This is a genomic window from Staphylococcus americanisciuri (genome assembly GCF_024814435.1).
Taxonomy (GTDB): Bacteria; Bacillota; Bacilli; order Staphylococcales; family Staphylococcaceae; genus Staphylococcus; species Staphylococcus americanisciuri.
Genome location: NZ_JANUXY010000001.1, coordinates 1 through 22,594, shown reverse-complemented (window position 1 = coordinate 22,594; position 22,594 = coordinate 1). Strand labels below are relative to the sequence as shown.

At 35.2% G+C, this 22,594-nt stretch carries 23 protein-coding genes, 2 pseudogenes and 1 riboswitch; of the genes and pseudogenes, 12 read left to right on the top strand and 13 right to left on the bottom strand.

The window, feature by feature from the left end; translation table 11 throughout:
- Window positions 1-812: 812 nt before the first annotated feature.
- On the bottom strand, window positions 813-1,676 hold the full coding sequence (gene sagB, locus NXS11_RS00125) for a peptidoglycan release complex glucosaminidase SagB (protein WP_259197644.1): 864 nt from the start codon (window positions 1,674-1,676) through the stop codon (window positions 813-815).
- Window positions 1,677-1,905: 229 nt separating this feature from the next.
- Window positions 1,906-2,124 carry a hypothetical protein gene (locus tag NXS11_RS00120; RefSeq protein ID WP_259197642.1) on the bottom strand — a complete coding sequence of 73 codons (219 nt, stop codon included), beginning with the start codon at window positions 2,122-2,124 and terminating at the stop codon, window positions 1,906-1,908.
- A gap of 190 nt (window positions 2,125-2,314) precedes the next feature.
- On the opposite strand from NXS11_RS00120, the gene NXS11_RS00115 reads away from it, so the two are divergent.
- Both NXS11_RS00115 and NXS11_RS00110 read left to right on the top strand, forming a co-directional pair.
- Window positions 2,315-2,788: a sigma-70 family RNA polymerase sigma factor gene (locus tag NXS11_RS00115; RefSeq protein WP_259197641.1), complete on the top strand. Its 474-nt coding sequence runs from the start codon at window positions 2,315-2,317 to the stop codon at window positions 2,786-2,788.
- Between the two features lie 11 nt (window positions 2,789-2,799).
- On the top strand, window positions 2,800-3,240 hold the full coding sequence (locus tag NXS11_RS00110) for a hypothetical protein (protein ID WP_259197639.1): 441 nt from the start codon (window positions 2,800-2,802) through the stop codon (window positions 3,238-3,240).
- Here the strand turns inward: NXS11_RS00110 and NXS11_RS00105 are convergent.
- Window positions 3,237-3,686, bottom strand: a complete 450-nt coding sequence (locus tag NXS11_RS00105) for a hypothetical protein (RefSeq protein ID WP_259197638.1) — start codon at window positions 3,684-3,686, stop codon at window positions 3,237-3,239. The two genes, NXS11_RS00110 and NXS11_RS00105, sit on opposite strands and share 4 nt — an antisense overlap.
- 100 nt (window positions 3,687-3,786) lie before the next feature.
- Window positions 3,787-4,497, bottom strand: coding sequence for a transaldolase (locus NXS11_RS00100; protein ID WP_259197637.1), 711 nt, complete (start codon window positions 4,495-4,497; stop codon window positions 3,787-3,789).
- 183 nt (window positions 4,498-4,680) lie between these two features.
- Here NXS11_RS00100 and NXS11_RS00095 point away from each other — a divergent pair, with 183 nt between their 5' ends.
- The 3 genes from NXS11_RS00095 to NXS11_RS00085 are packed head-to-tail and all read left to right on the top strand — an operon-like array spanning window position 4,681 to window position 5,719.
- Window positions 4,681-4,983, top strand: coding sequence for a hypothetical protein (locus tag NXS11_RS00095; RefSeq protein WP_259197634.1), 303 nt, complete (start codon window positions 4,681-4,683; stop codon window positions 4,981-4,983).
- 26 nt (window positions 4,984-5,009) lie between these two features.
- Window positions 5,010-5,375, top strand: a complete 366-nt coding sequence (gene crcB / locus NXS11_RS00090) for a fluoride efflux transporter CrcB (RefSeq protein WP_259197633.1) — start codon at window positions 5,010-5,012, stop codon at window positions 5,373-5,375.
- A complete protein-coding gene (locus NXS11_RS00085; protein ID WP_259197631.1) occupies window positions 5,372-5,719 on the top strand; it encodes a fluoride efflux transporter FluC in 348 nt (115 codons plus the stop codon). The genes crcB and NXS11_RS00085 overlap by 4 nt, the downstream gene beginning before the upstream one ends.
- A 198-nt stretch (window positions 5,720-5,917) precedes the next feature.
- On the opposite strand, the gene NXS11_RS00080 is transcribed toward NXS11_RS00085, so the two are convergent.
- Together NXS11_RS00080 and metK are read right to left on the bottom strand one after the other, a co-directional pair.
- Window positions 5,918-6,829 (bottom strand): NERD domain-containing protein, encoded by a 912-nt coding sequence (locus NXS11_RS00080; protein WP_259197628.1) that lies wholly within the window; start codon window positions 6,827-6,829, stop codon window positions 5,918-5,920.
- Between the two features lie 80 nt (window positions 6,830-6,909).
- Window positions 6,910-8,112, bottom strand: a complete 1,203-nt coding sequence (metK, locus tag NXS11_RS00075) for a methionine adenosyltransferase (RefSeq protein WP_259197627.1) — start codon at window positions 8,110-8,112, stop codon at window positions 6,910-6,912.
- A 111-nt stretch (window positions 8,113-8,223) separates the two neighbouring features.
- A riboswitch (SAM riboswitch) is annotated at window positions 8,224-8,332 on the bottom strand.
- A gap of 295 nt (window positions 8,333-8,627) precedes the next feature.
- Here metK and pckA point away from each other — a divergent pair.
- Window positions 8,628-10,208 carry a phosphoenolpyruvate carboxykinase (ATP) gene (gene pckA, locus NXS11_RS00070; protein WP_259197626.1) on the top strand — a complete coding sequence of 527 codons (1,581 nt, stop codon included), beginning with the start codon at window positions 8,628-8,630 and terminating at the stop codon, window positions 10,206-10,208.
- Between the two features lie 27 nt (window positions 10,209-10,235).
- On the opposite strand, the gene NXS11_RS00065 is transcribed toward pckA, so the two are convergent.
- The gene (locus NXS11_RS00065; RefSeq protein WP_259197625.1) at window positions 10,236-11,024 is read right to left on the bottom strand and encodes an alpha/beta hydrolase family protein; all 789 of its coding nucleotides are present in this window, start codon (window positions 11,022-11,024) and stop codon (window positions 10,236-10,238) included.
- Entirely contained in the window at window positions 11,005-11,475 is a 471-nt protein-coding gene (ytkD, locus tag NXS11_RS00060; protein ID WP_259197624.1) for an RNA deprotection pyrophosphohydrolase, read from the bottom strand. The genes NXS11_RS00065 and ytkD overlap by 20 nt, the downstream gene beginning before the upstream one ends.
- 61 nt (window positions 11,476-11,536) lie before the next feature.
- Between ytkD and yidD the strand changes: the two genes are divergently transcribed.
- Window positions 11,537-11,773, top strand: coding sequence for a membrane protein insertion efficiency factor YidD (gene yidD / locus NXS11_RS00055; RefSeq protein ID WP_259197623.1), 237 nt, complete (start codon window positions 11,537-11,539; stop codon window positions 11,771-11,773).
- Here the strand turns inward: yidD and menC are convergent.
- Both menC and menE read right to left on the bottom strand, forming a co-directional pair.
- Window positions 11,764-12,756 (bottom strand): o-succinylbenzoate synthase, encoded by a 993-nt coding sequence (gene menC, locus NXS11_RS00050; RefSeq protein ID WP_259197622.1) that lies wholly within the window; start codon window positions 12,754-12,756, stop codon window positions 11,764-11,766. The two genes, yidD and menC, sit on opposite strands and share 10 nt — an antisense overlap.
- A 2-nt stretch (window positions 12,757-12,758) precedes the next feature.
- The gene (gene menE, locus NXS11_RS00045; protein ID WP_259197621.1) at window positions 12,759-14,162 is read right to left on the bottom strand and encodes an o-succinylbenzoate--CoA ligase; all 1,404 of its coding nucleotides are present in this window, start codon (window positions 14,160-14,162) and stop codon (window positions 12,759-12,761) included.
- 631 nt (window positions 14,163-14,793) lie between these two features.
- Between menE and NXS11_RS10970 the strand changes: the two genes are divergently transcribed.
- Together NXS11_RS10970 and NXS11_RS00035 are read left to right on the top strand one after the other, a co-directional pair.
- Window positions 14,794-15,387 carry an Ltp family lipoprotein gene (locus tag NXS11_RS10970; protein ID WP_306345052.1) on the top strand — a complete coding sequence of 198 codons (594 nt, stop codon included), beginning with the start codon at window positions 14,794-14,796 and terminating at the stop codon, window positions 15,385-15,387.
- Between the two features lie 66 nt (window positions 15,388-15,453).
- A complete protein-coding gene (locus tag NXS11_RS00035) occupies window positions 15,454-16,065 on the top strand; it encodes an Ltp family lipoprotein (protein WP_259197619.1) in 612 nt (203 codons plus the stop codon).
- A 59-nt stretch (window positions 16,066-16,124) separates the two neighbouring features.
- Here the strand turns inward: NXS11_RS00035 and NXS11_RS00030 are convergent, their stop codons facing one another.
- On the bottom strand, window positions 16,125-16,634 hold the full coding sequence (locus NXS11_RS00030) for a YagU family protein (protein WP_259197618.1): 510 nt from the start codon (window positions 16,632-16,634) through the stop codon (window positions 16,125-16,127).
- Between the two features lie 2,246 nt (window positions 16,635-18,880).
- Here NXS11_RS00030 and NXS11_RS00025 point away from each other — a divergent pair.
- The 3 genes and pseudogenes from NXS11_RS00025 (at window position 18,881) to NXS11_RS00015 (ending at window position 21,159) form a co-directional block, all read left to right on the top strand.
- Window positions 18,881-19,507 (top strand): annotated as a pseudogene (locus NXS11_RS00025) (S24 family peptidase).
- A 14-nt stretch (window positions 19,508-19,521) separates the two neighbouring features.
- Complete coding sequence (locus tag NXS11_RS00020) at window positions 19,522-20,004, top strand: hypothetical protein (RefSeq protein WP_259197617.1); 483 nt, start codon at window positions 19,522-19,524, stop codon at window positions 20,002-20,004.
- Between the two features lie 105 nt (window positions 20,005-20,109).
- Entirely contained in the window at window positions 20,110-21,159 is a 1,050-nt protein-coding gene (locus NXS11_RS00015) for a DUF3644 domain-containing protein (RefSeq protein WP_259197616.1), read from the top strand.
- 318 nt (window positions 21,160-21,477) lie between these two features.
- On the opposite strand, the pseudogene NXS11_RS00010 reads toward NXS11_RS00015, so the two are convergent.
- Window positions 21,478-21,615: pseudogene (locus tag NXS11_RS00010) on the bottom strand (transposase); the annotation flags it as partial.
- Between the two features lie 351 nt (window positions 21,616-21,966).
- Window positions 21,967-22,071, bottom strand: a complete 105-nt coding sequence (locus NXS11_RS00005; RefSeq protein WP_259197614.1) for a hypothetical protein — start codon at window positions 22,069-22,071, stop codon at window positions 21,967-21,969.
- Window positions 22,072-22,594: the final 523 nt, after the last annotated feature.

The following is a 22,594-nucleotide window of genomic DNA, read 5'->3' as shown; positions in this document are numbered from 1 at the left end:
TTTCAAGAAATGCACATCATTTGAAGAAAAAAGTATATTTTCATGACATTGCACAATCATGTTATACTTATGGAAATAAAAACCAGAAAAAACAATGAGGTGAACGTATGTTTAAATTCATTATGAAAGTTGCCATTTCAACAATTATTTTATTCTTTACACTTGGACGTAAAAATAAAGCAGAATAAAAGCCCCTTTTGAATCTTAAAAACGTTAAAATAAAATTGGTTTATGTGAAATAATCTTATAAAAAAGTGCTTCTATGATGGAATCTATCCACTGTAGAAGACAAGATTTTTTAACAGCTACTGTTTGCGCTGTAAATGTTTTGACAGCACGGGCACTTAAATCGTTGTTTCGCTAGATTAAAGTATACGTTGGATCTTTGTAACTTTATCAACGTGAGACGAGAAATACGCTTACCATGTTGATAGATTTGTTTTGGGACTTGATTAGCACAATACATACAACTGTTAATTGAGTAAGATAAAGTACCGTAGATAATCGCAGAAAGCTGACCACGGACCTCCACATCTTCATCAACCTGATTTATTTGACTATTTTCATCGTTTAATTTTGAATCATTTTAAGATATCATGACACATAGGTGCATTATGTCTCCTTTAATTTTTTGGATTTCATCACTTAAAATGATAGAGGCATGAGCGCTTTTTGCATGCTAAAAAGCAAAAGGCAGAATAGCTCATTCATGCCATTCCACCACAAAAAATATAGCGCACCAAGATATTATCCTTGACAGGCGCACTCAAAGGAAGCGGGACCGTTAAAAAAGTCCCGCTTCCTTAAATGTATTAATAGTTTTTACCGTCTTTATGCTTTTCATCGTCTTTATAGACATACCAATTGAAATACTTACCTTCTGTTTTGATGTCCTTATAGAAGTCAGCGATGATTGTCGCATTGCTTTTTGCCCAATTAATATCTGTTGCGTATTGGTGCTCGCCTGGGTCTTTCGGGTTCCATCTCATACTGTACAATGTGTTTTGATCTGGATGTGACAAATAGTGATCATGAATAAACTTAGCACCACCATTAATCGCCTTTTCAGGTGTGTCCCATCCTTTCTTTTTGGCATATTCTGCCCCCGTCTTGATTGGATCTTCATCCAACGCACCAACACCGTAGAAGTTGTAATACTTCTTACCATCAATTTCCACACCATTCGACAGTTCAGACATCACAGAACCTGTTTCTAACAATGCATGTGAAATCAAGTATACTTCATTAACGTGTTGTTCTTTCGCTGCTGCTAAAAAATCATCCGTATGTGCTAACAACGTGGGGTGATCGAATAACATACGTTTAATTCTATTTTTATCAATGCCTTGATACTTTGATAAATCTAAAAATTGATATTTTTGGCGCTTATCATCCATAAATACAGAACTGTCCATGGCATCACGAATTTCTGCAGCGGATGCATCTCGCCAGCTCGTATTATCTTTATTTGAGACTTGTTGACTTGTATAGTTATCAATCTGCTTTTTGGCAGCAGCTTCTAGTGTCACATCTAACTTCTCAACTGTTTCTACTTGATTCACCGATTCAAAAAATATTTGATCTTTAATCATATTAAAAAAAGTGAATGCTGTCACACCAGCTATAACAAATAGTCCAACAATCACAATAATTGAACTTTTGTTGTGTTGCTTCATAGATACACCTCTTCAGAATATTCTTGTTTGTGTTATTCTATCTAATACTCGAGTACAAATTTTAACACTCAATCTACCTTTTAACAATTCGATTTACTTGATGTTACAGATTCATAAAGCAATGGTAACATCAGCGTAACGTTTTATCACATTGAAACATAATAGTAAACGATGAAAAATGTTTTATAACTCACGTTCATGTTGTCTCACTTTGACACCTCGTGAATCGTTATGAACGACGATACTTCATCATCACAAAACTCATTGCTTGAGAACGGTTATTATAAAAATAAGGTATCAAGTCCACTGTCCCTTCAACCTCTCCCGTTCGGTACATCATTACTTTTTGGATATTATTAATCATCATAAAATCTGATTTTTGTCGGATATCATCTAACGCCTCATTCCGCGCAAAAAAATGAACTAAATTCAAATGTTCATAATCCATTATAGTGTCCCCCATCTATATGCCTTAATAAATGGCAAAATGATTCATTTCACGTATTTTCTTATATCATACCAACTATTTTTTAGCAATAAACAATGTCTAAAACTAAAAATAGCACAGATTTGCAAATGTCACAATCTTTGTTATATGTAAAAATTGAGATCTCAGTCATTCAAAGGAGGTCTACTTTATGGACTTTGACATTATGTACCAGCGTTATTACAAATATATTCATTATCTTCTTAATACGCACCATATCCATTATAATTACGACGAGTATTACCAGCTATTATGCATCAGATTGTGGGAACTTTGTCAAAGCTATGACGCATCTAAGAACACCAACTTGCATGCGTATCTCACTTACCGACTCAAGTTCTACTTAATTGACTTATTGCGAAAACAAGCCCGCCAGCCTTTATTAGACTCCATTGATACTCCAGATTTACAACTACCACAATTCAAAATAGACGATAAGCTTTTTTCTATCCAACAATGGGCTTTACAATTACCATTTACACATCGTCACTGGCTTTATCTCTATCTTCAAGGATATACACAACTAGAAATTGCAACTTATCTAAGTCGTTCTCCTTCCTCCGTCAAAAATTACAAAAAACAGACACTTTCAGCACTACGTCATTCACATTTTAGCGATTATTAGGAGGCTTCACTATGACTCAAAACTTGCATATTTGCTATGATTCATTACTCTATATCCGAACATCTCAACAGCTTGGTCATTGTTTGGAACTGCATTTTACGACACATCTAACCCATACAACATTAACCTTTGATGCATTGGTGAAACACATACTCACCTCACACCGTAAAAGTTGGCATACCCAAAAACAATTGTCATCTCAATTACTTGGCAAACAATATTTGACACCCGTTTATATTTCTCCAAAACTAATTTTATGTCCTTTACAATCACGACGTGCAACAATACAATATTTTATCAACATGCAACAAGTAATAGGAATGGCTTCACAAAAAAACGGTACAACCATCATTTTTACACACAATCGCCAACTTAATGTTCCTTATCCATTTACAATTTGTGTTAAAAAATGGAAAGCTGCTCAATTTTTAATGCAAGCACTCGATAGTTAGTCCACCTTATTAAACTTATAGTCAACTAAACGCTTAGTAAAAAATGCATTCGCAACTTTCATTATCCATACAGCTAATATTATTAATACGATGCCACTCAACAAAGCCGTAATCACCGTTATTGTTGAAAGCGTTACTTGTGGATGAATGAAGTGATTCAATGCAGTCAAACTTAGCAACATACCAGTAATCAAAATACCCAACAGCACAATATTCGCTGCGAATAGTCCAATCAATGTTGTAAAGAGATGCGTCGTTCCAACAACCCTTGATTTAAAAACAGACTCTTTTAAATAAACAGTGACAAATCGCCCCGGCGTACGAAATTCAGACTGTAACTGTTCCAATCTATCCTCCGATAAAACCTCTGCTAGCTTTGCCTTCTCACGTCGATTCAAATACCATAATTGTTTTTCTATCTTATATTTAAAAATTCTATTTTCCATAAAAACTCCTTATACTTATCACTTACATCATGACATAAAAAGGGAGTGACAGTACCCGCTTCATATATAGTCGGTACGATGTCACTCCCATCGTTCTATTTTATAAAATGCTTAACCCTGATGATTGGATATCTTTCGCAAAACCTTGAACTGTATCGACTGACAATGTATTAATATCTCGACCAATGTTCGATACTTTTTTCACGACATCTGCCGGACAAGTGATAATGTCAGCACCAATTTCATCAGCTTGAATCACATTGAATAATTCACGACAGCTTGCCCATAACAATTGGACACCTTTTTTGCTATGTGTGATGCGCACAGATTCCTTCATAAGTGGCAATGGATCAACGCCTGTATCTGCAATACGACCAGCAAAGACTGAGACATACGTTTCAACACCTTCAGTAACTGCATCTGTAATAGCTTTTACTTGTTCAATCGTGTAAACTGCAGTGACGTTTAATTTCACACCTTGTGCTGATAACTTTTCAATTAACGGCAACATAGATTCACCTTTCGTATTAACGATTGGAATTTTAACAAAAATGTTGTCACCGAACTGTTCGATAATTTTTGCCTCTTTTTCCATTGTTTCCATATCGTCTCCAAATACTTCGAAGGAAATAGAGGCATCAGGAATAGCTTGAACAACTTCTTGTGCAAAAGATGTATAGTCTTTCACGCCTGCTTTAGCCATAAGGCTCGGATTTGTTGTAAAACCATCTACTTCTTTATTTTGATATGCTTGTTTCATTTGTTCTATATCCGCACCATCTGCGAAAACTTTTACTTTTAATTCAGCCATTGTGAGCCTCCTAATCTAATATTCATGCATTACACTTAAAATTGTGCCTATACCAAAATACTAACATTTTTATAATATTAATGGCTATTTATAAGCATTATAAGAAAGCGATATGATGCTATACCTTTATTCTTATACATTAAATGTGCTATTATTACAAGCGATAATAAAGGAGGCAGTCACATGTCCAAATCAAAAAAATATTTTTATCTATCTGTACTGCTGATACTCGTAAGCTTTTATTTTAATGCACAAAATCCAATTCTCAATCAACATTTCAGTTCACTCATCAAAATTATACTTGTTTGTAGTGTTATAAATGCTTTTACGTTAATCGTCGCAATTCTTTTCGCTGACAAATCAATCAAAGCACTGCCTGAAAAGAAAAGTTGGATCCACCGTGCTGCACATATGCTCCCTTGGATTTTACTTGTCGTAATTCTACTGCATCTCATTGCAGCTATTCGTACGTTCGGCATTCTCTAATATACCCGACTATAGGGAGTGATAACTTGAAATATTTAGCTATCTTTCTAGGCGGTAGTATGGGTGCAGGCTTAAGATATATCTTATCATTGCTACTAAATGTGTACCCATTCCCACTTGGAACCTTCACTGCAAACTTATTCGGTGCATTTTTAATGGGGTTTTGTGCTACAACTTCTTTGCGCATTGTCACACGCTCCCCACATATAAAGAAAGCCATCACAACAGGGTTCATTGGTGCATTTACAACCTTTTCTACTTTCCAATTTGAACTTGTATCAATGGCTCAACAATGTCATTGGGCGCTGCTATTGCTGTATATGATGCTTAGCTATGTCGGAGGACTTGTGTTTTGCTATATAGGCTATCGGTTAGGAGGTAGCAAACAGTGAACTTATTACTTATTCTTCTAGGCGGTGGGCTGGGTGCAACGACAAGAGCCTTAATCACTGATTGGTCTCAACATTGTTATCAGAACCCCTTTCACTTAGCTACAATAATTGTCAATCTAATAGGCAGTAGCCTCATAGGTTTCATGGGTGGTATTGTGATGAGTAACACGCCCATACATGCACTGTTCATCATCGGTTTGCTCGGTGGATTGACTACCTTTTCTACCGTTCAACTTGAGCTTCTCGAAATGCACAACAAAACACAAATTCTCTCATTCTTCTGCTATAGCTTTATTCAATACATTGGCTGCTTTGCATGTTGTTACGTAGGCACATTGATTTAAACACTGTAGTAAAAGATTGGTTGTTCAGCTTCTGTAGTGAAATGATAATGATAGGTACTGCATTTTATTTATCATGTAGTTCCAGCTGAGATGAAATAACTGTTTTCATTTGGCGTGCAGTCCTTTGTGATTGTGCGCTTTTGGCATATATAAAACCTGTACGCCTACTCCTTAAAAGTTGCCATACAGGTTTTTGAATTAATTAAATGATTCAATTTCATCCATAATTGCTTGTAAGTCATTGACATCGTATTGAATGCGTCCGTGGAATACATACTTGTTAAAGAATTCATCCAACTGCTCCGGACCTACAAGTACTTTTGTTGTACTCTGTGGCGCATAACTTGAAATCGTCACATCACCTTCATGTCTAGGGTTAAAATATAGAATAGGTGTTGGCGTATACTTATGACCCAATTGACGTTGTAACTTTGTCGCTAACGCTTCAAGTTGTTCAATATGATCCGTATAATCCACCACTGAAAGCGCATGTCTCTTCTCATCACGTTCATCCAATACAATTGTCTGTGGTGTTGTTTCATCAAGATCAAGCGTTTTAAAGACTTGTTGCATCATTGGATTTTCTGCAAATTGGTTACGAGTAATTCCTTGATATACATGCCCTTTTAATAATTGCGAATCAATGATATAAAGTCCTGTACGTGTTAAGACAAGATGACTGATACGTGTAATATCTTCTAAATCATTCGCTGGCATGAAAATGTTCGCCATAATATGCATGTCTTCTGGGCGAATGCGCTTTTCTTTGACTAAACGCTCACGAATACCCAGTAAACGCATATCTGTTACATACTCACTACTGTTTTTGGAAAACAACTTCAATGCATCTATTTCTCTATCCTTAGAAGCAACCATCGTTTGGTAGTCTTCTTTATGCTTAGTCTCAGCTTTTTTCTTGTCGATTCTCAACTTTTCAAGCGCTTCATTGTGTGACTTTGCCATTTTTTCTTCTTTTGCTTTGAACTGCGCTTCATATTTTTGTTGTGCTTTTTTCTTACGATTAAGTGCAACTAGAAATAAAATGAAGCAGATAATTGCAACTCCTACAGCAACAAACAAGCCAATTTCTATTGGACTAAACTGTGTCATTTTAAAAATCCTTCCTTTTATCTACGTTTATACGATTATTATAGTAAATAACCTACAAATAATCGATTAAAAACTTAATATTACCCTTGATAATCTGCAACTGACTTTTTCAAATCATCTACTTTGTCAGTGTTCTCCCAAGGAAGTTCAACATCCGTACGACCAAAATGTCCATAGGCTGCTGTTTGTTTATAAATTGGGCGTTGTAAGTCAAGCATTTGAATAATCCCTGCTGGTCTTAAGTCAAAGTTTTCGTTCACTGCTTGAATCAATGCTTCTTCTGACACTTTACCTGTACCGAACGTATCAATAGCAATCGACACCGGTTGTGCCACACCAATTGCATAAGCTAACTGTACTTCACATTTATCGGCAAAGCCTGCTGCCACGATATTTTTCGCAACATAACGTGCTGCATACGCTGCTGATCGGTCTACTTTGGTTGGATCCTTACCAGAAAATGCTCCGCCACCATGACGTGCAAAGCCGCCATAAGTATCAACAATGATCTTGCGCCCTGTTAATCCTGCATCGCCTTGTGGTCCTCCAATAACAAAACGACCTGTAGGATTGATGAAGAACTTAGTTTCATCATCCAATAATGATTCAGGCACAATCGAATAAATAACATGCTCTTTTAAGTCACGTTGAATTTGATCCAGTGCTATTTCTTCGTGATGTTGTGATGAAATGACAATAGTATCTATACGTTTAGGTTGATTGGACTCATCATATTCAACCGTCACTTGTACTTTACCATCTGGTCTTAAATATTCTAATGTGCCATCTTTACGCACATCTGTTAAGCGCTTAGCTAATTTGTGTGATAAATCAATTGGCAATGGCATAAAAGATGTCGTCTCATTCGTTGCATAGCCAAACATTAATCCTTGGTCACCTGCACCCGTATTCAAGACTTCATCATTCGATGCATCGCGATATTCCAATGCTCGGTCTACACCTTGTGCGATATCAGGAGACTGTTCATCAATCGCAGTTAGCACTGACATTGTTTTATAATCATAACCATACTTCGCTCGTGTATAACCAATCTGCTTAACTGTCTCTCTGACAACTTTTGGAATATCTACATAGGTTGACGTGGATATTTCACCAACAATCAATGCCATACCCGTAGTGACAGTTGTCTCACAAGCCACACGTGCAGACTGGTCTCCTTTTAAAATCTCATCTAATATTGCGTCCGAAATCTGGTCCGCAATCTTATCAGGATGTCCTTCAGTTACAGACTCTGAAGTGAATAATCGTTTGTTGTATGTCATAATATGCTCCTTTAAAAATAAATTACGAACACTCTCTTTATCTGAGCTCAAATAAAAAGAGCCTTTCACAACTACTACACATACATAGAGTGAAGGCTCAACGTCCATTCGCTCTTATCGTTCAGGCTATTGTACCTGCAAACGGTTTGGCACCTTTCTTCGTTAAAAGAGGTTGCTGGGTTTCATTGGGTCCATGTCCCTCCACCACTCAGGATAAGAGAATCCGTTGCTTTTATATTACCTAAGTTTTTCTCGTGTGTCAATTTCACAAATCTATTTAAGATCGAGACATAATTCGTACACCAACAAGTCACTAAACCGTATCTTTACCTCATAGAATCTTGATATTGATAACACTAACATCATGCTCGTTCCCAACTATGAACTCCCTTTTATATTTTCCAAAAATCCATCCTTCTTTTTTGGGATTTACTATGGGGATTAAGGCATTAATGTGGTATACTCTTTAATTGTAAAGGCTTACATTTACGAACAAACTATTGGAGGGATTCATTATGTCATTCGATACTAGTGCACTGAATGCATTAATTGACAAGCCTACATCTCATTTTCAGTTAACTAAGACTGAACTCTACAACAAAATCTTAAAACGTGATGAAGCAGAATTAACCGAACTTGGGGCAATCAATGCAAAAACTGGAGAATATACGGGGCGTTCTCCAAAAGATAAATATATTGTTGATAACCCACAAGTAAAAGATGACATCGACTGGGGTAGTGTCAATCAAGCTATATCAGAAGAAAAGTTTTTAAACTTATATCACCAAGTGCTTGAATATCTTGATGCTAAAGAAGAAGTTTTCGTTTTCAATGGCTATGCAGGTAGCGATAAAGACTCTCAACTTAAACTAACAGTGGTGAATGAATTTGCATGGCACAACCTATTCGCCCAAAACATGTTCATTCGTCCACACTCAATAAGTGAAGCGGAAAAAATCAAAGCAGATTTCACCATTATTTCTGCACCAACATTCAAAGCGAATCCTGAACAAGATGGCACGCGTTCTGAAACATTCGTCATCGTTTCATTCAAACATAAAACAGTACTTATCGGTGGGACTGAATATGCCGGTGAGATGAAAAAATCTATCTTCTCTGTAATGAACTACCTATTGCCAAAGCGTGACATCATGAGTATGCACTGCTCCGCAAACGTTGGTCGCAAAGGCGATGTTGCCTTATTCTTCGGCTTGTCAGGTACTGGTAAAACAACATTATCAGCAGATCCTGAGCGCAAGTTAATCGGTGATGACGAGCACGGCTGGAATGAAAATGGCGTCTTTAATATAGAAGGTGGATGCTATGCTAAAGCAATCAACTTATCAGCAGAAAAAGAACCTCAAATCTTTGATGCGATTCGCTATGGAACAGTTTTAGAAAATTTAGTAGTTGATGCGCATGGTCACATAGACTTTGATGATAACAAATATACAGAAAATACACGTGCAGCATATCCTATTGAATATATCGATAATATCGTTGTACCATCTAAAGCCTCTCACCCAAATACAATTATTTTCTTAACTGCTGATGCTTTTGGTGTTTTACCACCTATTTCTAAGTTAACCAAAGACCAAGCAATGTATCATTTCTTGAGCGGTTTTACATCAAAACTTGCAGGTACAGAGCGTGGCATTACTGAACCACAACCATCTTTCTCAACATGTTTCGGTGCACCATTCTTACCGTTGAATGCTAAAGTATATGCTGACTTACTCGGCGACTTAATCGACAAGCATGAAGTAAATGTATTCCTTGTCAATACAGGATGGACAGGCGGTGTCTATGGCAAAGGTAATCGTATTGAACTCAAATACACTCGCAAAATGGTCAACAGTGCGATTAATGGTTCACTTAAAAATAGTACGTTTGAAGAAGATGACATTTTCGGTCTAAGTATTCCAACCGAAATCGACGGTGTCCCTACTACTATTTTGCAACCTAAAAATGCTTGGCGTGATAAAGAGGCTTATGACAAACAAGCATCTGAACTGATCGAACGTTTCCGTGAAAACTTTAAAAAATTCGGTGAAGAAGCACAACAATTACAACAAACAGGTGGCTTTAAAGGCTAGTTAATAGAACTACAAAAGAGAGGCAAATTAATGTCTCTCTTTTATTACGTTTCTATTTTCAATATTGTCCATCCATATGCGTATGCGTTCTAATACTTCTGCCATCGCACGTGGTCTCGGCACATGACCTTCTGACATCTGATAAAATGTATCATAATTCGCTTGATGTTCGGCTAAGTGTGCCTCTAAGTGATAAGCCTGATGAATGCCCACCTGCGTATCAAGTCCACCATGAATAATTAGAATAGGTGGTGTCGTATCATCAATCAATCTCAGCGCATCCCTTTGTTCATAAGCAGATAGATGTTTCTTAGGATGTCCTACCATACGTCTTAACATGCCTCGGAGATCCACACGCTCTTCATACATTAATTTTATATCCGTTACGCCGCCCCAGATAATATAACTAGTCGCTTGTACATCTTGGTAGGTCAATAAACCTTGAATCCCACCACGTGAAAAACCAATCAGATGCACTGAAACATCAGGGTACAACGCCTTCAAAATTGTCACCCCTGCAATCACATCTTGCAAGTCAGCTCCACCGAAAGCATCATGCCCCTGACTGCCATTATTGCCTCGATAGTACGGCGCAAAGACTAATGTCGTATCATTGGCAAATTGAAGTAATCTTGCTAACCTCACGCGTCCCACTTGTCCTTTGCCACCGCGCAAATACACAACGATACGGTTGACCGATTTTCGCGGTGTGACGAGTAAGCCTCGAACTATGAAATCATCGGACTTATATTGAACTTCAGTTACATCATGTGTCCCGAGTTCTGCCGGCATCGATTTATAATTGATAAAAGCCAAGAGTTGATATCCTTTCTACACATGTTAATATCGCTTCATCTAGCAATAAAGTACTTTTTTGCTCATCTGGTACATCTTCCAACGTTGAAACGAGTACAGGACCATTCGTTTCCAAATAATTTGTTTTTTCAACAATTTTATCGACTATTACGGCATACACATCTTTAGTAAAAGGCAATGGATCAGCATGCACTGTATATTGAGCAATATAATACGCCGCTTCAATCGTAGCACCTGTTTCTTCATATAATTCACGGCGTAACGCATCTAAACTTGATTCGTCTCCTTCACACTTACCACCCGGAAACTCTATGCCGCGTACACAATGATTCGTCATTAACAATTGTTTACGATATATTGGTAATGCCAAAACATGATTACCCGTTGCCTTATCATGTTGTGCGCAAAATTTTAAAGTCACACGTTGGTTCGCAGCATCTATAAACTCCACTTATCCATTCTCCTTTCATTGTGTGTTACAATATCTCTAATCATTACTTAGGAGGAACTTTATGAAATCATTATTCATCTCATGTATTCGATTTTATCAGCGATTTATCTCGCCACTAACGCCCCCGACATGTCGTTTTTATCCAACATGTTCTAACTATGCTGTTGAAGCTATTCAAACACATGGTGCATTGAAAGGGAGTTGGTTAGCCATTCGACGCATATTAAGATGCCATCCTTTTCATAAAGGAGGCTTTGACCCCGTCCCCCTCAAACAAAATAAGCACCATCATGAATAACATGTCAACAGATGTTGATTTATGACAGGGGGCTCAAAATATAACTTGCCCTGATTTAATTGCCCTGACTGTTCAACAACATCCTCCTCAAAATAATAATTCGCCGGTGTGACGTCACCAGCATAGTCACCATAACGACTAAGTAACGCTGTAAAGTAACGACTAAGACCACATTCGTACATACCACCTACTACAACCGTCACACCTTGATTACGCAATAATTCAATCAAAGTCATCGCCCGATCAATCCCGCCTACTCTGAACGGTTTGACAATGACCACTTTCACACCATAGTGTTGAATAGCACGCATAATTGTTGCTTCATCAGTCGCCTGCTCATCAATCGCAATCGGTGGCAAATCCTTGGTACATCGATAATCAATGAGGGTTGGAAACGGCTCTTCAATGTAGGTCAGTTGATACCTTGCTAGTGCTCGCAACAGCGGTAAATCTTGCTCGCATAGCATTTGATTCGCATCTGTTGTAATTGGCGTATCAGGGTACATCGCTGTTAACATTTTAACTTGTTCTACAATATGAGGGTTCCATTTAATTTTAATACGCGCTGCATAATCAAGCCGTACTAAACGACGCTGTATATCTCCATTTACCGTTATTGTCATAGGTACTTCAAAGGACGGCAGCTCATGAAACATTTGATAAAGTGCCATCATCACCGTCGCACGTGCTGCAGGTCTACTTTCTAAGTCCCCCACTAAATCTTGTGCTTCTGCAAAGCTCATAAATACGTTACCTTTTATCGTCTCGAACCATTGACTTAAAGTTTGCTTCACCGTCTCAATAGTCTCATCATAATACCAATCCGTCTCAAAAACATTGCATTCCCCAAACCACTCATTACCTGTATCATCAATGAGTCCGATAAATAACGTTCGTCGTGTCTTCAGAGTCACTTTTGGCGTTTGAATTGTATGTTTAAAAGTAGGCGTAAATTGATAGAAATGTAACTCCAATAACTTCATGGCTATTCTCCATTCAATAACTGTCGTTGCAACTTACCAGTACTCGTGTAAGGCAATGATTCAACATATAATATCTCTTGCGGTAACTTATATTTTGCAAGAGATTGTGCCAAAAACACATCCATATCTTGAATTTCATGCTCAGCAATTAAATATAATAACGGACGTTGCCCCCAATAATCATCTTTGACACCCACACACATCGCATCACTAACATCTGGATGTCGTTTCGCGACACGTTCAATTTCATTGGGATAAATATTTTCGCCACCGCTAATTATCAAGTCTTTGCGTCTATCATGAATCACAACAAACCCATGTACATCAACACTTGCAATATCCCCTGTTTTGAAAAAGCCTTTTTCATCAAACGTATCTGTCAGTCCTTGAGGATAAAGATACCCACGCATTACATTATCTCCACGTACACATAGCTCTCCGTGACCATCTTGATTGGTATGACTAATGACAAGTTGATCGTTCATATATCCCACGGCCTCTGGATTTTCCGCTAACATTTCAGGACTCGCTGTTAAAAATTGTGAGCAAGTTTCCGTCATACCGAATGAATTGTAGATGGGAAGTTGATATGACAACGCAAGTTCAACAAAGTCTTGCTCTAACTTGGCGCCCCCCAGTAAAATTTTTTCAAGTTGATAAGGCGCTGTTAAACCTGCACGCATTAATCTTTTCATCGTCAGTGGCACTAATGACATGTGTGTCAGACCTTTGTATTGCACTGCATGCATCACTTGTTGTTCATCAAAATTCTCCATTAAATATACCGTAAAACCATAGAGGACACTGCGAATAACAATACTCAACCCTGAAATATGATATATCGGAAGCACCGCAAGCCAACGCGTATGCTCATCAAACCCTAAATGTATAAAGCAGCCTTCAGCACTTGCTTTATGGTTTGCAAATGATTGTGGAACAGCCTTTTGAGAACCAGTAGTCCCAGATGTGAACATAATTGATGCAATGGCCGCTTCTTGAAAGTCCGGCAAATTTCGATATTCATCAATCATCAATATATCAGACACTGTTAAACAACTAAAACGCGTTGCAATTGACGAACTTGCCAAGCGCTGTCGATATTTCTCAGTCGCAATAATTGTGCTCACACCAATCGATTGCATTTGTTTTATAATCTCAATATCCGTTAACCGATTGTTGATTAACGCAATCTCAATATTAAATAGCCATGCACCATGTATCAATGCAATAGCTTCTATAGAATTATCTACCAATAAACCAATACGTCCTTGATTTAAAGAAACCAATTTCACACCATACTCTTGTGCCAAATCAAATAACTGTTGGAACGTCCATTGCCCATCTGCTGTCTCTACTGCAATAGCATGGGGTGTCTGTTCTACACGTTGTACCAACCAATGTTCCATATGTCTTCCTCCAAAATATTGTTCGTTTCTTATTATAGCTCTATTTGAAAGCGAATGCATGATTAGTGCGTGAAATAAACTATATTAAGACAATTCTGCATAGAACACTACTATTGTTAATACAACCATTCATCTTTCTTTACTGTTGCGCATTGTTTCAGTATCCATTTGTCTTAGTAGAAATGAAAATCTAAATACATTGAATCGTATAACTAAATTAATATTTAAAATTTAATTGTTATTGATAATGATATTGACACATTTTCTAACATTAACCATCTTATTCAAATTTCAGATTGATCTTTCAAAACCATATCCCCTTCTTCATATCAGACCTCGACAACAATTTTGACCATAAATATACCCATATTCTATAAATCAAATAGTATTTATCCTAAGAAATTAACAAATATTTGCATACATCATCTACATTGTTTTAATCCCTTCTAAATTTTAAGTTATCTAAAAATAATATTGCTTACAACCCAGTTAATTTATATAATATAGATATTAAGAAACCAGTGTAGATTTACACCAAAAATTTTCATTATATAACTATTCCAACTTTAAATATTTTAAACCTTGATTAATTACCGCAACATTCTAAAAAATCAAAAAGGAGATTCATCAAATGTCTAACAATCCAACCAATCAAAGAAATGAAAAATTAAGACAAGAACAATTTGAAACATGGCAACAAAACAAACCTTCAAATTCCAAGAAATGGTGGCTTATTGGTTGTGGTGTAGGCTCTGGCTGTTTGTTAGTCATTATCTTAATATTTGTCGGTTCAGCTATTTTATTTACCGCAATTATTGAAACAGACAATGAAGCAAACATACAAGAATACCCTGAAATAATACAAGATTCAAAAACGCAAAAGCCAGCATTCAGTTTAGATGATTCTTCTAATAAGGAAAAAAGTAATGATTCTAATAGAGCACTTGAAAAAGCAAAAATTTATTCAGACACACTCTATATGTCAAAACAAGGTATTTACGATCAGCTCACTTCGGAATACGGTGGCAATTACACAGAAGAAGCAGCACAATACGCCATAGACCATTTAAAAGCTGACTACAAAGAAAATGCTTTAAAAGCAGCAAAGTCATATCAAAAAAATTTTAATATGTCTAAAAATAAAATTTATGATCAATTGACATCTCAATTTGGTGAAAAATATACCGAAGAAGAGGCACAATACGCGATAGATCATTTAAAATAATCATCTCATTTGGCATATAAGTTCAAATCATTAGTGTCGCATTAAAACTTTAAGGAGGACGTATGCATGTCAAACAATTTAAAAAATCAAACAACTCAAGAATTACTCGCACAACAACGACAACAATTTGAAAATTATCAAAAAGAACAGGCTTCAAAAACTAAAAAAAGATGGTTATGGGGCTGCGGTGGATGTCTTATCGTTTTCATTATCCTTTCTATTATTTTGTTAGGGTTTGTCGGTGCCTTTTTCTATAAAGGTAATAAAGAAATAGAAAAACTAAACGCTACAAATCAAGTAACAACAGCCAAACAACCTCACGATAGCCATGCCAACACTGGACAAAATAATTCTAGCACTGAACAAAATAATGCTAGTACTGAACAAAATAATGCCTTGAAGAAAGCTAAGATCTATTCAGATAACTTCTATATGTCAAAGAAAGGTATTTATGACATACTCACATCTGATTACGGTGACAAATTCCCTGCTGATGTTGCTCAATATGCGATAGACCACCTTCAAGCAGACTACAAAAAAAATGCCTTGAAGAAAGCTGAATCATATTTTAAAGATCAGAATATGTCTAAAAATGAAATTTATGATCAACTTGTTTCACAATACGGTGAAATGTTTACAGAAGAAGAAGCACAATATGCGATAGAACACTTGGAATAACCATTTATTCGCGTTAAATAGAAAAGCCCACCTATTAAATCAGGGGGGCTTTTCTCATTTTATGATTTGATTTGTACAAAAGCATTTTTATAAATATAATATCTTCTCACTAGCTCAATCACCATCATCCAAACAATGTGTCCGAAAAATTCAGATACGTGTTCATGGAAAGGTTGATCAAACATACTTGGCACAACATTCATAACTGGCATAATAATTAAGTGAAAACCAATCCAAACAACAATACCAAAAACTGAACCGTAACCCATTGCAAGTTTTGAAAAACGTTTAACAAGTAGTATATAAATAAATGCTACAACTACTGAAAAACTGAAATGCACAATAAAACTTACCCAAGGCATAGATTGTTCTGAGAACTGGTATGTCATATGTGTAAAATCATGACTGAAACCAAACGTTTGTAATAATTCTTGTGGTGGATTCGTCGCATTACGCTCAGGTGTTCTTGGTGGTAGCATCACTTCCCACCCTAACTTCACAATACCTGATAACAAGCCACCAATAATCGCAGCATAAATCATTTGAACAAATGACAATCTATTTTTCATAATATATAATCTCCCTTATTTGCTAATAAGCAATATTTTAAATGAAATTGTAACAAATTCATTTACATATAACAATCTTATATTTTTAAACATTTTGTCTATTTTGCGACAATATAGAGTTTAATTAAATTTATCGCTACATTTCATTTGTTATGTAGAGATTAATATAATTTTTTTGCACTTTATTGCATTATTTTTAAATAAATACTTTGAGCCTGCACATCAGTCTCCACCATATTCTGTCACATTGATTCCATAAAAAGAGATTAGTATATGATTTTTTACATGCCATGTTATAAATGAGCAGTGACGTCTAAGTGGTTGATGCTAGCAAAGTTCACACTTATACTTTTCTATTATTAACAAAGTGGTACCACCAGAAAAAGTGCAAGATGATGCGCTCTTACCTTATCAAAAATCACAACTCAAAGAAGAACTAATTTCAGACTATGAAACGGATACGATAAATTATTAATAAATCAAGAAGTCAATTTATGGGCGTATCAGTAATATCAGACCATCGTTTTAAAATGGAAACCGTTCAACTTGGTAGAATATAGTAGATGTGAAACAGATATTTCAAGAGGGTGAGATATCCCCATCCAAACATTAACAAAGTGGTTAAGTACATATCGTAAAGACGGTGAAAAAGCATTTGTAGATAGTGGTAAGCGTATATCAAAAAGCAATTAGAGAATTGATTGACTCTACATCTTTTGTGATGAGATGGCGTGAATTAGCCACTCTGCCTTTTTCTTTTTAATATGCAAAAACGCACAATCACCATGGACTGTACGCTAAATGAAGACAGCTGTTCAACTTAACTGGAACTACATTATAAATAAAACTAGGTACTTATCATTATCTTTCCACCATAGCAGCTGAATAACCTAAAAATAAGTACTTATTTTTATATTTTTATGATTTTCATAATACCTAAAATTACAGAGTACTAAAACCAAAAGGCTAAGGATGGGGATAATCAAGAAGTATCACTTATACCTAAAATTACAGAGTACTAAAACTCGATAAATCAACATATCCTCCGTCTCCTCGTATCACTTATACCTAAAATTACAGAGTACTAAAACCTCTAGCAACATTATATAACAAGATTTTTGATTTTGCATCATAAGACTTTGCTTATCTGAAAGTTGGTCTTTAACGTGAGGTATAGTAGCTTATTTCACTTATGATGTAACTTTAAATTATTTATTCTGTTTACCTTCTAGTTGTTTTAAAGCTATTTGCACTTGTATTAGTTCATATTTAGCTCTTAACCTTTTTAAGGTAAAGGACTTATTTTATTTTGAATTACAAAATACATTTGAGAATCAAAAAATCCTTATTGATTTTGTTATGTTTGAAAATGATATGGACAATTTGAGATGTTTTGAATACACTCCTCCTGTATCTGAAATTTATTTTATGGAGCCAGACATATACTTTACAATTATTGATTTCGATACTGATTATCTAACAGTTTATGTAAATTTGGATGCTGGTTTACGGTATTCAAATATAAGTACGAATCTGGTTTAACAATTAGACTAAGCGTAACTAAGGAAGAATTTAGTTCATTTATAAACGAGCTATCTTCATTTAACTAATTTACTTTTATTAATGTATAAAGTCCGAATTTTATACATATTTTTGGGATGAGATATCAAGTCTCAGTCCCCATTTTTTCGGTCATAAACAGCCCCTCCAATTAAGGCAGGCATTAGCTGGTGAGCGATTAATAAGGCAATACAGGAATCATTATTTTACTTCTTTAAATACAACATTTGAGTTGATACTCTTTATAATAATACATTGACCATCATTACAACTTATCATGGTGATGACAACATATATTGTAATTTACCGTATCCGTTTCTTAGTCTAACATCACTTAATAAATGTCGTGTTTCAGTTACGAATGGTTGCTGTTATAGTGCGCCTAAAGACTACACAAAATTTAAAAAACATTGGAAACTATTGCTGAAGAATAGACAAGAGATTAATAGTTATGAGTATTATCCCTCTAAGTCTTTAAGACATATGTGATGTCAAGAAATGTTTTAGACTATCTGTTAAATCTTGATGGGAATCTTTATAACTTCTACATGCTTGTTCAAGAGCTGACTACAGTATATTATGGTTCAATCTTAATAAAAACATTAAACCCATATTTTTCTACTTTTTATTGTAATTATTACAGAAAAATCGCATAATATAATTAGCTATTAGAAGAAAGTAAAAATATGCTCAACAATAAAGAAAACATGGCTAAAATATTTCTCACTTTATGAAAAAATAATATAGATAGAAAATAATTATCTAAAGATTAAAAAATAAAATATACAACGCTATATGATTGAATAAATACAAAGACGTATCCTCGATTAAACAAATTAGAATTATCAGCTAATTATTTTAATGTTAGTAAATCAGACTTAGTGGAAGATAATGAAGAAAAAATACTCGAGACCCTACCAGTCAAAAAAATTCCTGTTGTATCTAAAATATCAGCAGGTCTTCCAATTTATAGCGAAGAGAATTTAATAGACTACATATATTTTGCTACTAAAAATCTTAACTCTAATAAAGAAGAATTCGGACTTCAAGTTTCTGGAGATAGTATGGATAAGCTATTTCAAGAAGGCGATGTTCTCGTTGTAGAAAAAGACTCAATTGTGGAAAATGGTCAACTAGGTGTAGTTATGGTAAACGGATACAATGCTACGGTTAAGCACATACGTTACACAGAAGATCAAATAATCTTAATACCAGAATCAAACAACCCACAACATTATCCTCAGGCCTACGGCAGTGAAGATGAAGTCAAAATTGTAGGAAAAGTTATAGCAAATCAAAGATTGTTTAGATAAAAGGAGTGAGTATTATGAAGAAACTACTTGGCATACTTTTAGCAAGCACTTTAGTGTTAAATGCCTGTAGCAATGACAAGAAAGACGCGAAAGAAGAACCTAAGAAAGAAACAAAAGAAAAAACTGAAAAGCAAAAAGCAATTAAAGATGAAAAAGCTAAAGAAAATGATAAAGGCAAAGATTTAACAGAATCTTCGGAGACTAATGCTACTCAAATCAGTGTCGAAAATCAGTATTCACAGTATTCACAATCTTCCCAAACTGAGCAAATCAGTCAATCAGACCAACAAGAATTTGAAGCATTTTATGAACAGTTACCGACCTATGAAGAACAAATGAGGGCTAACGCAGAAGTTGCTAAACAACATGGATATACTGGCATACCAAATGGCGACGCAGGATTGCTACCTACATCAGATTACTATTACACTGATGACCAGTTTGACTCTGAAACCGAGATGCCTTATGAAGACGCAGTACCTCACAAAGTAGAATAAACAATCTTTACGAAAATAAAGGTGTAAAGCTTGTTGGTAAAGTAATTTTACAATTTATATTAAACCGCTTGACACTTTAAATATTATAATTTAAGGGGGATTTGTATGGAAAAAGAAAATTTAAGAGAGCGATTGCTACTTAAATGCCAAGAAGCATTTATTATGGGGCTAGAGTTATATAATAAACCTACCATTAAATATAGAATAGAAGGATTTTCCTTTTTTATATGTAATGCTTGGGAATTAATGTTAAAAGCTAAACTATTAAAAGATGGTAAATCTATATATTACTCTAACAATTCTAGTAGGACATTGAATTTATCAGACGTAATTAAGGTTGTCTACACCGATAAAAATCAACCCTTAAGAATTAATCTAGAGAAAATTGTAGATTTAAGAAATATAAGTACTCATTTAGTAACTGAAGATTATGAAACAGTCTATGCTCCTTTTTTCCAAGCAAATATTCTAAACTTCTCAGAACAATTACAAAGATTCCATAATATAGATATTACTCGAAAAATACCTCAAAACTTTTTGAGCTTATCAGTAAATATGGATATTTTGAATAACGATGAAATACGTGGGAAATATTCCCCAGCTATAGCTGAAAAATTGATAACACAAAAAAATGATTTAGCATCCGCTCAGGAGCTAGATAATTCCAACTCTTTAGTTATCCCCTTGCAAAATACTATAATCATCACTAGAAATCCAAAAAATGCTGATTTTTCTGTGAATGTTTCTAACGACTCAGAGCATAACGCTAAAATTTTAAAAGAGTTGAAAGATCCAAATGACAAATATACGTTAAGTTTCAATAATGTAATAAAAGCCGTGAACAAACAAATACGCGCTAAGAATTTGCCTTTTAACTACTATGACAAAAAAGACGGCAAGAATAATTTTAATAACTACACTTTAAGTTTAATCATCAAATTTTACAATTTAAAAAAAGATGATAAATATACCTATCATTTTGCATATGTAACTAGGTACTCTCAACAAATCGTAGAATTTATTATCAAAGAAATTAAAAACGATCCAAATATCATAGGCAACATAAAAAAAGATAACCCCAGGGTCATAGGAATTCTCAGCTTACGCCTACCCCCATTCGGGGACCCAGAGCTAATCCTTCTCGAGTTATCTTAATGTCATTATAAATCATATTGTAATTTAATTCAATAAAAATAGCTGTCTTCATTTTAGCGTACAGTCCATTACGATTGTGGCTTTTTGAATAGCATCACGTTTCTTGATTGATTGCCAAGACGCCTCATTCCAACTAATTTTGGCCTTATCGGGTGTGCACATAAGCTGATAAGCAGAAGCCAAAATGGGTTTTCCGTTCGCCTTGTTGTCTTAGGCGTCTCGCAATCGAAACGATTCATACGTTAACTTCCACACAATACATGGTAATACAGAATACGTTAGGCAGCTATTACTACGCAGATTTTTATGTTGCATAACTTACCTTTGCTTTTTAGAACGTTGGTAAAGTTTAAATATTAAGAGTATACGTGCTTTAAAATTATCGAAGTCTCTGTATCCATATGCCGTTCTTTTGATAAGATTAATCTTATTATTAATCCCTTCAATACCTCCATTGTTAAACGGTTTATATAATAAGCCATTCTTAGTTGTTTTTTAGCGTAAGGAAATTCTTGTGCTTAACAATCTTTTTGAGGGTTTCTAATTCGATTTGTTCAAGCTGTTTTAGTGTAACTTTTCTGATACACCCAAGATGTTCAGTTTCATTTAAAGTAATAATAAATGCCTTCTATATAAATAGACATCTATCAAACAGATGACTTTTAAAATTGATTATATAAATTCTGTATGTTAAATTAAATATGAAAAGGGACATGCGCTAACATGCCCCAGTGAGCCCGTTAAGAAGACGGCAGCCAAATTATCATTATTTCAAAAAATAACCATTAACCGGCTAAAGTTGGATGGTTATTTTTTATGGTTGTTTTGACTCATCACTACTAACCCAATGATTGTTAACACAACCATGAGCATTTCGTAATCCGTCATGCTATTCCTTTCCAGGAGCAACAACTATAACCATAGGCATCACCCCTTTGTATTGAGATTAGCCACCATCTATCCAACTTGCTCATTCATTATTTTATCATATTTACTTTTCTATTTTAATCTAGTGGATTTATCTTATCAGACTGTTCAGCTTCTGTGGTGGAAAAATAGTTATAAGTACCTAGCTTTATTTGTCATATAGTTCCAGCTATCTTCATTTAGCGTACAGTCCATGGTGATTGTGCCTTTTTGCATATTAAAAAGAAAAAGGCAGAATGGCTAATTCATGCCATCCCACCATAAAAGATGTAGAAGTAAAAAGAGCAAGGTCAACGTGTCAGAGAAATTTTTTTCTTGACACTTTTTTGACACTTGCAAATAAAAAAACCTTTAATATCAAGGATTTCAGCCTATATTCTACGGAAGATGAGGCTGATTTTAACCCCTTATATGAAGGGCTTCAAGCCACTTTGAGGACGTTTCGGGGACGTTCCGCTCAAAATACCATTTAATGTCTTTTGCTTGCTGGAATTATGTTTTTTAGCTC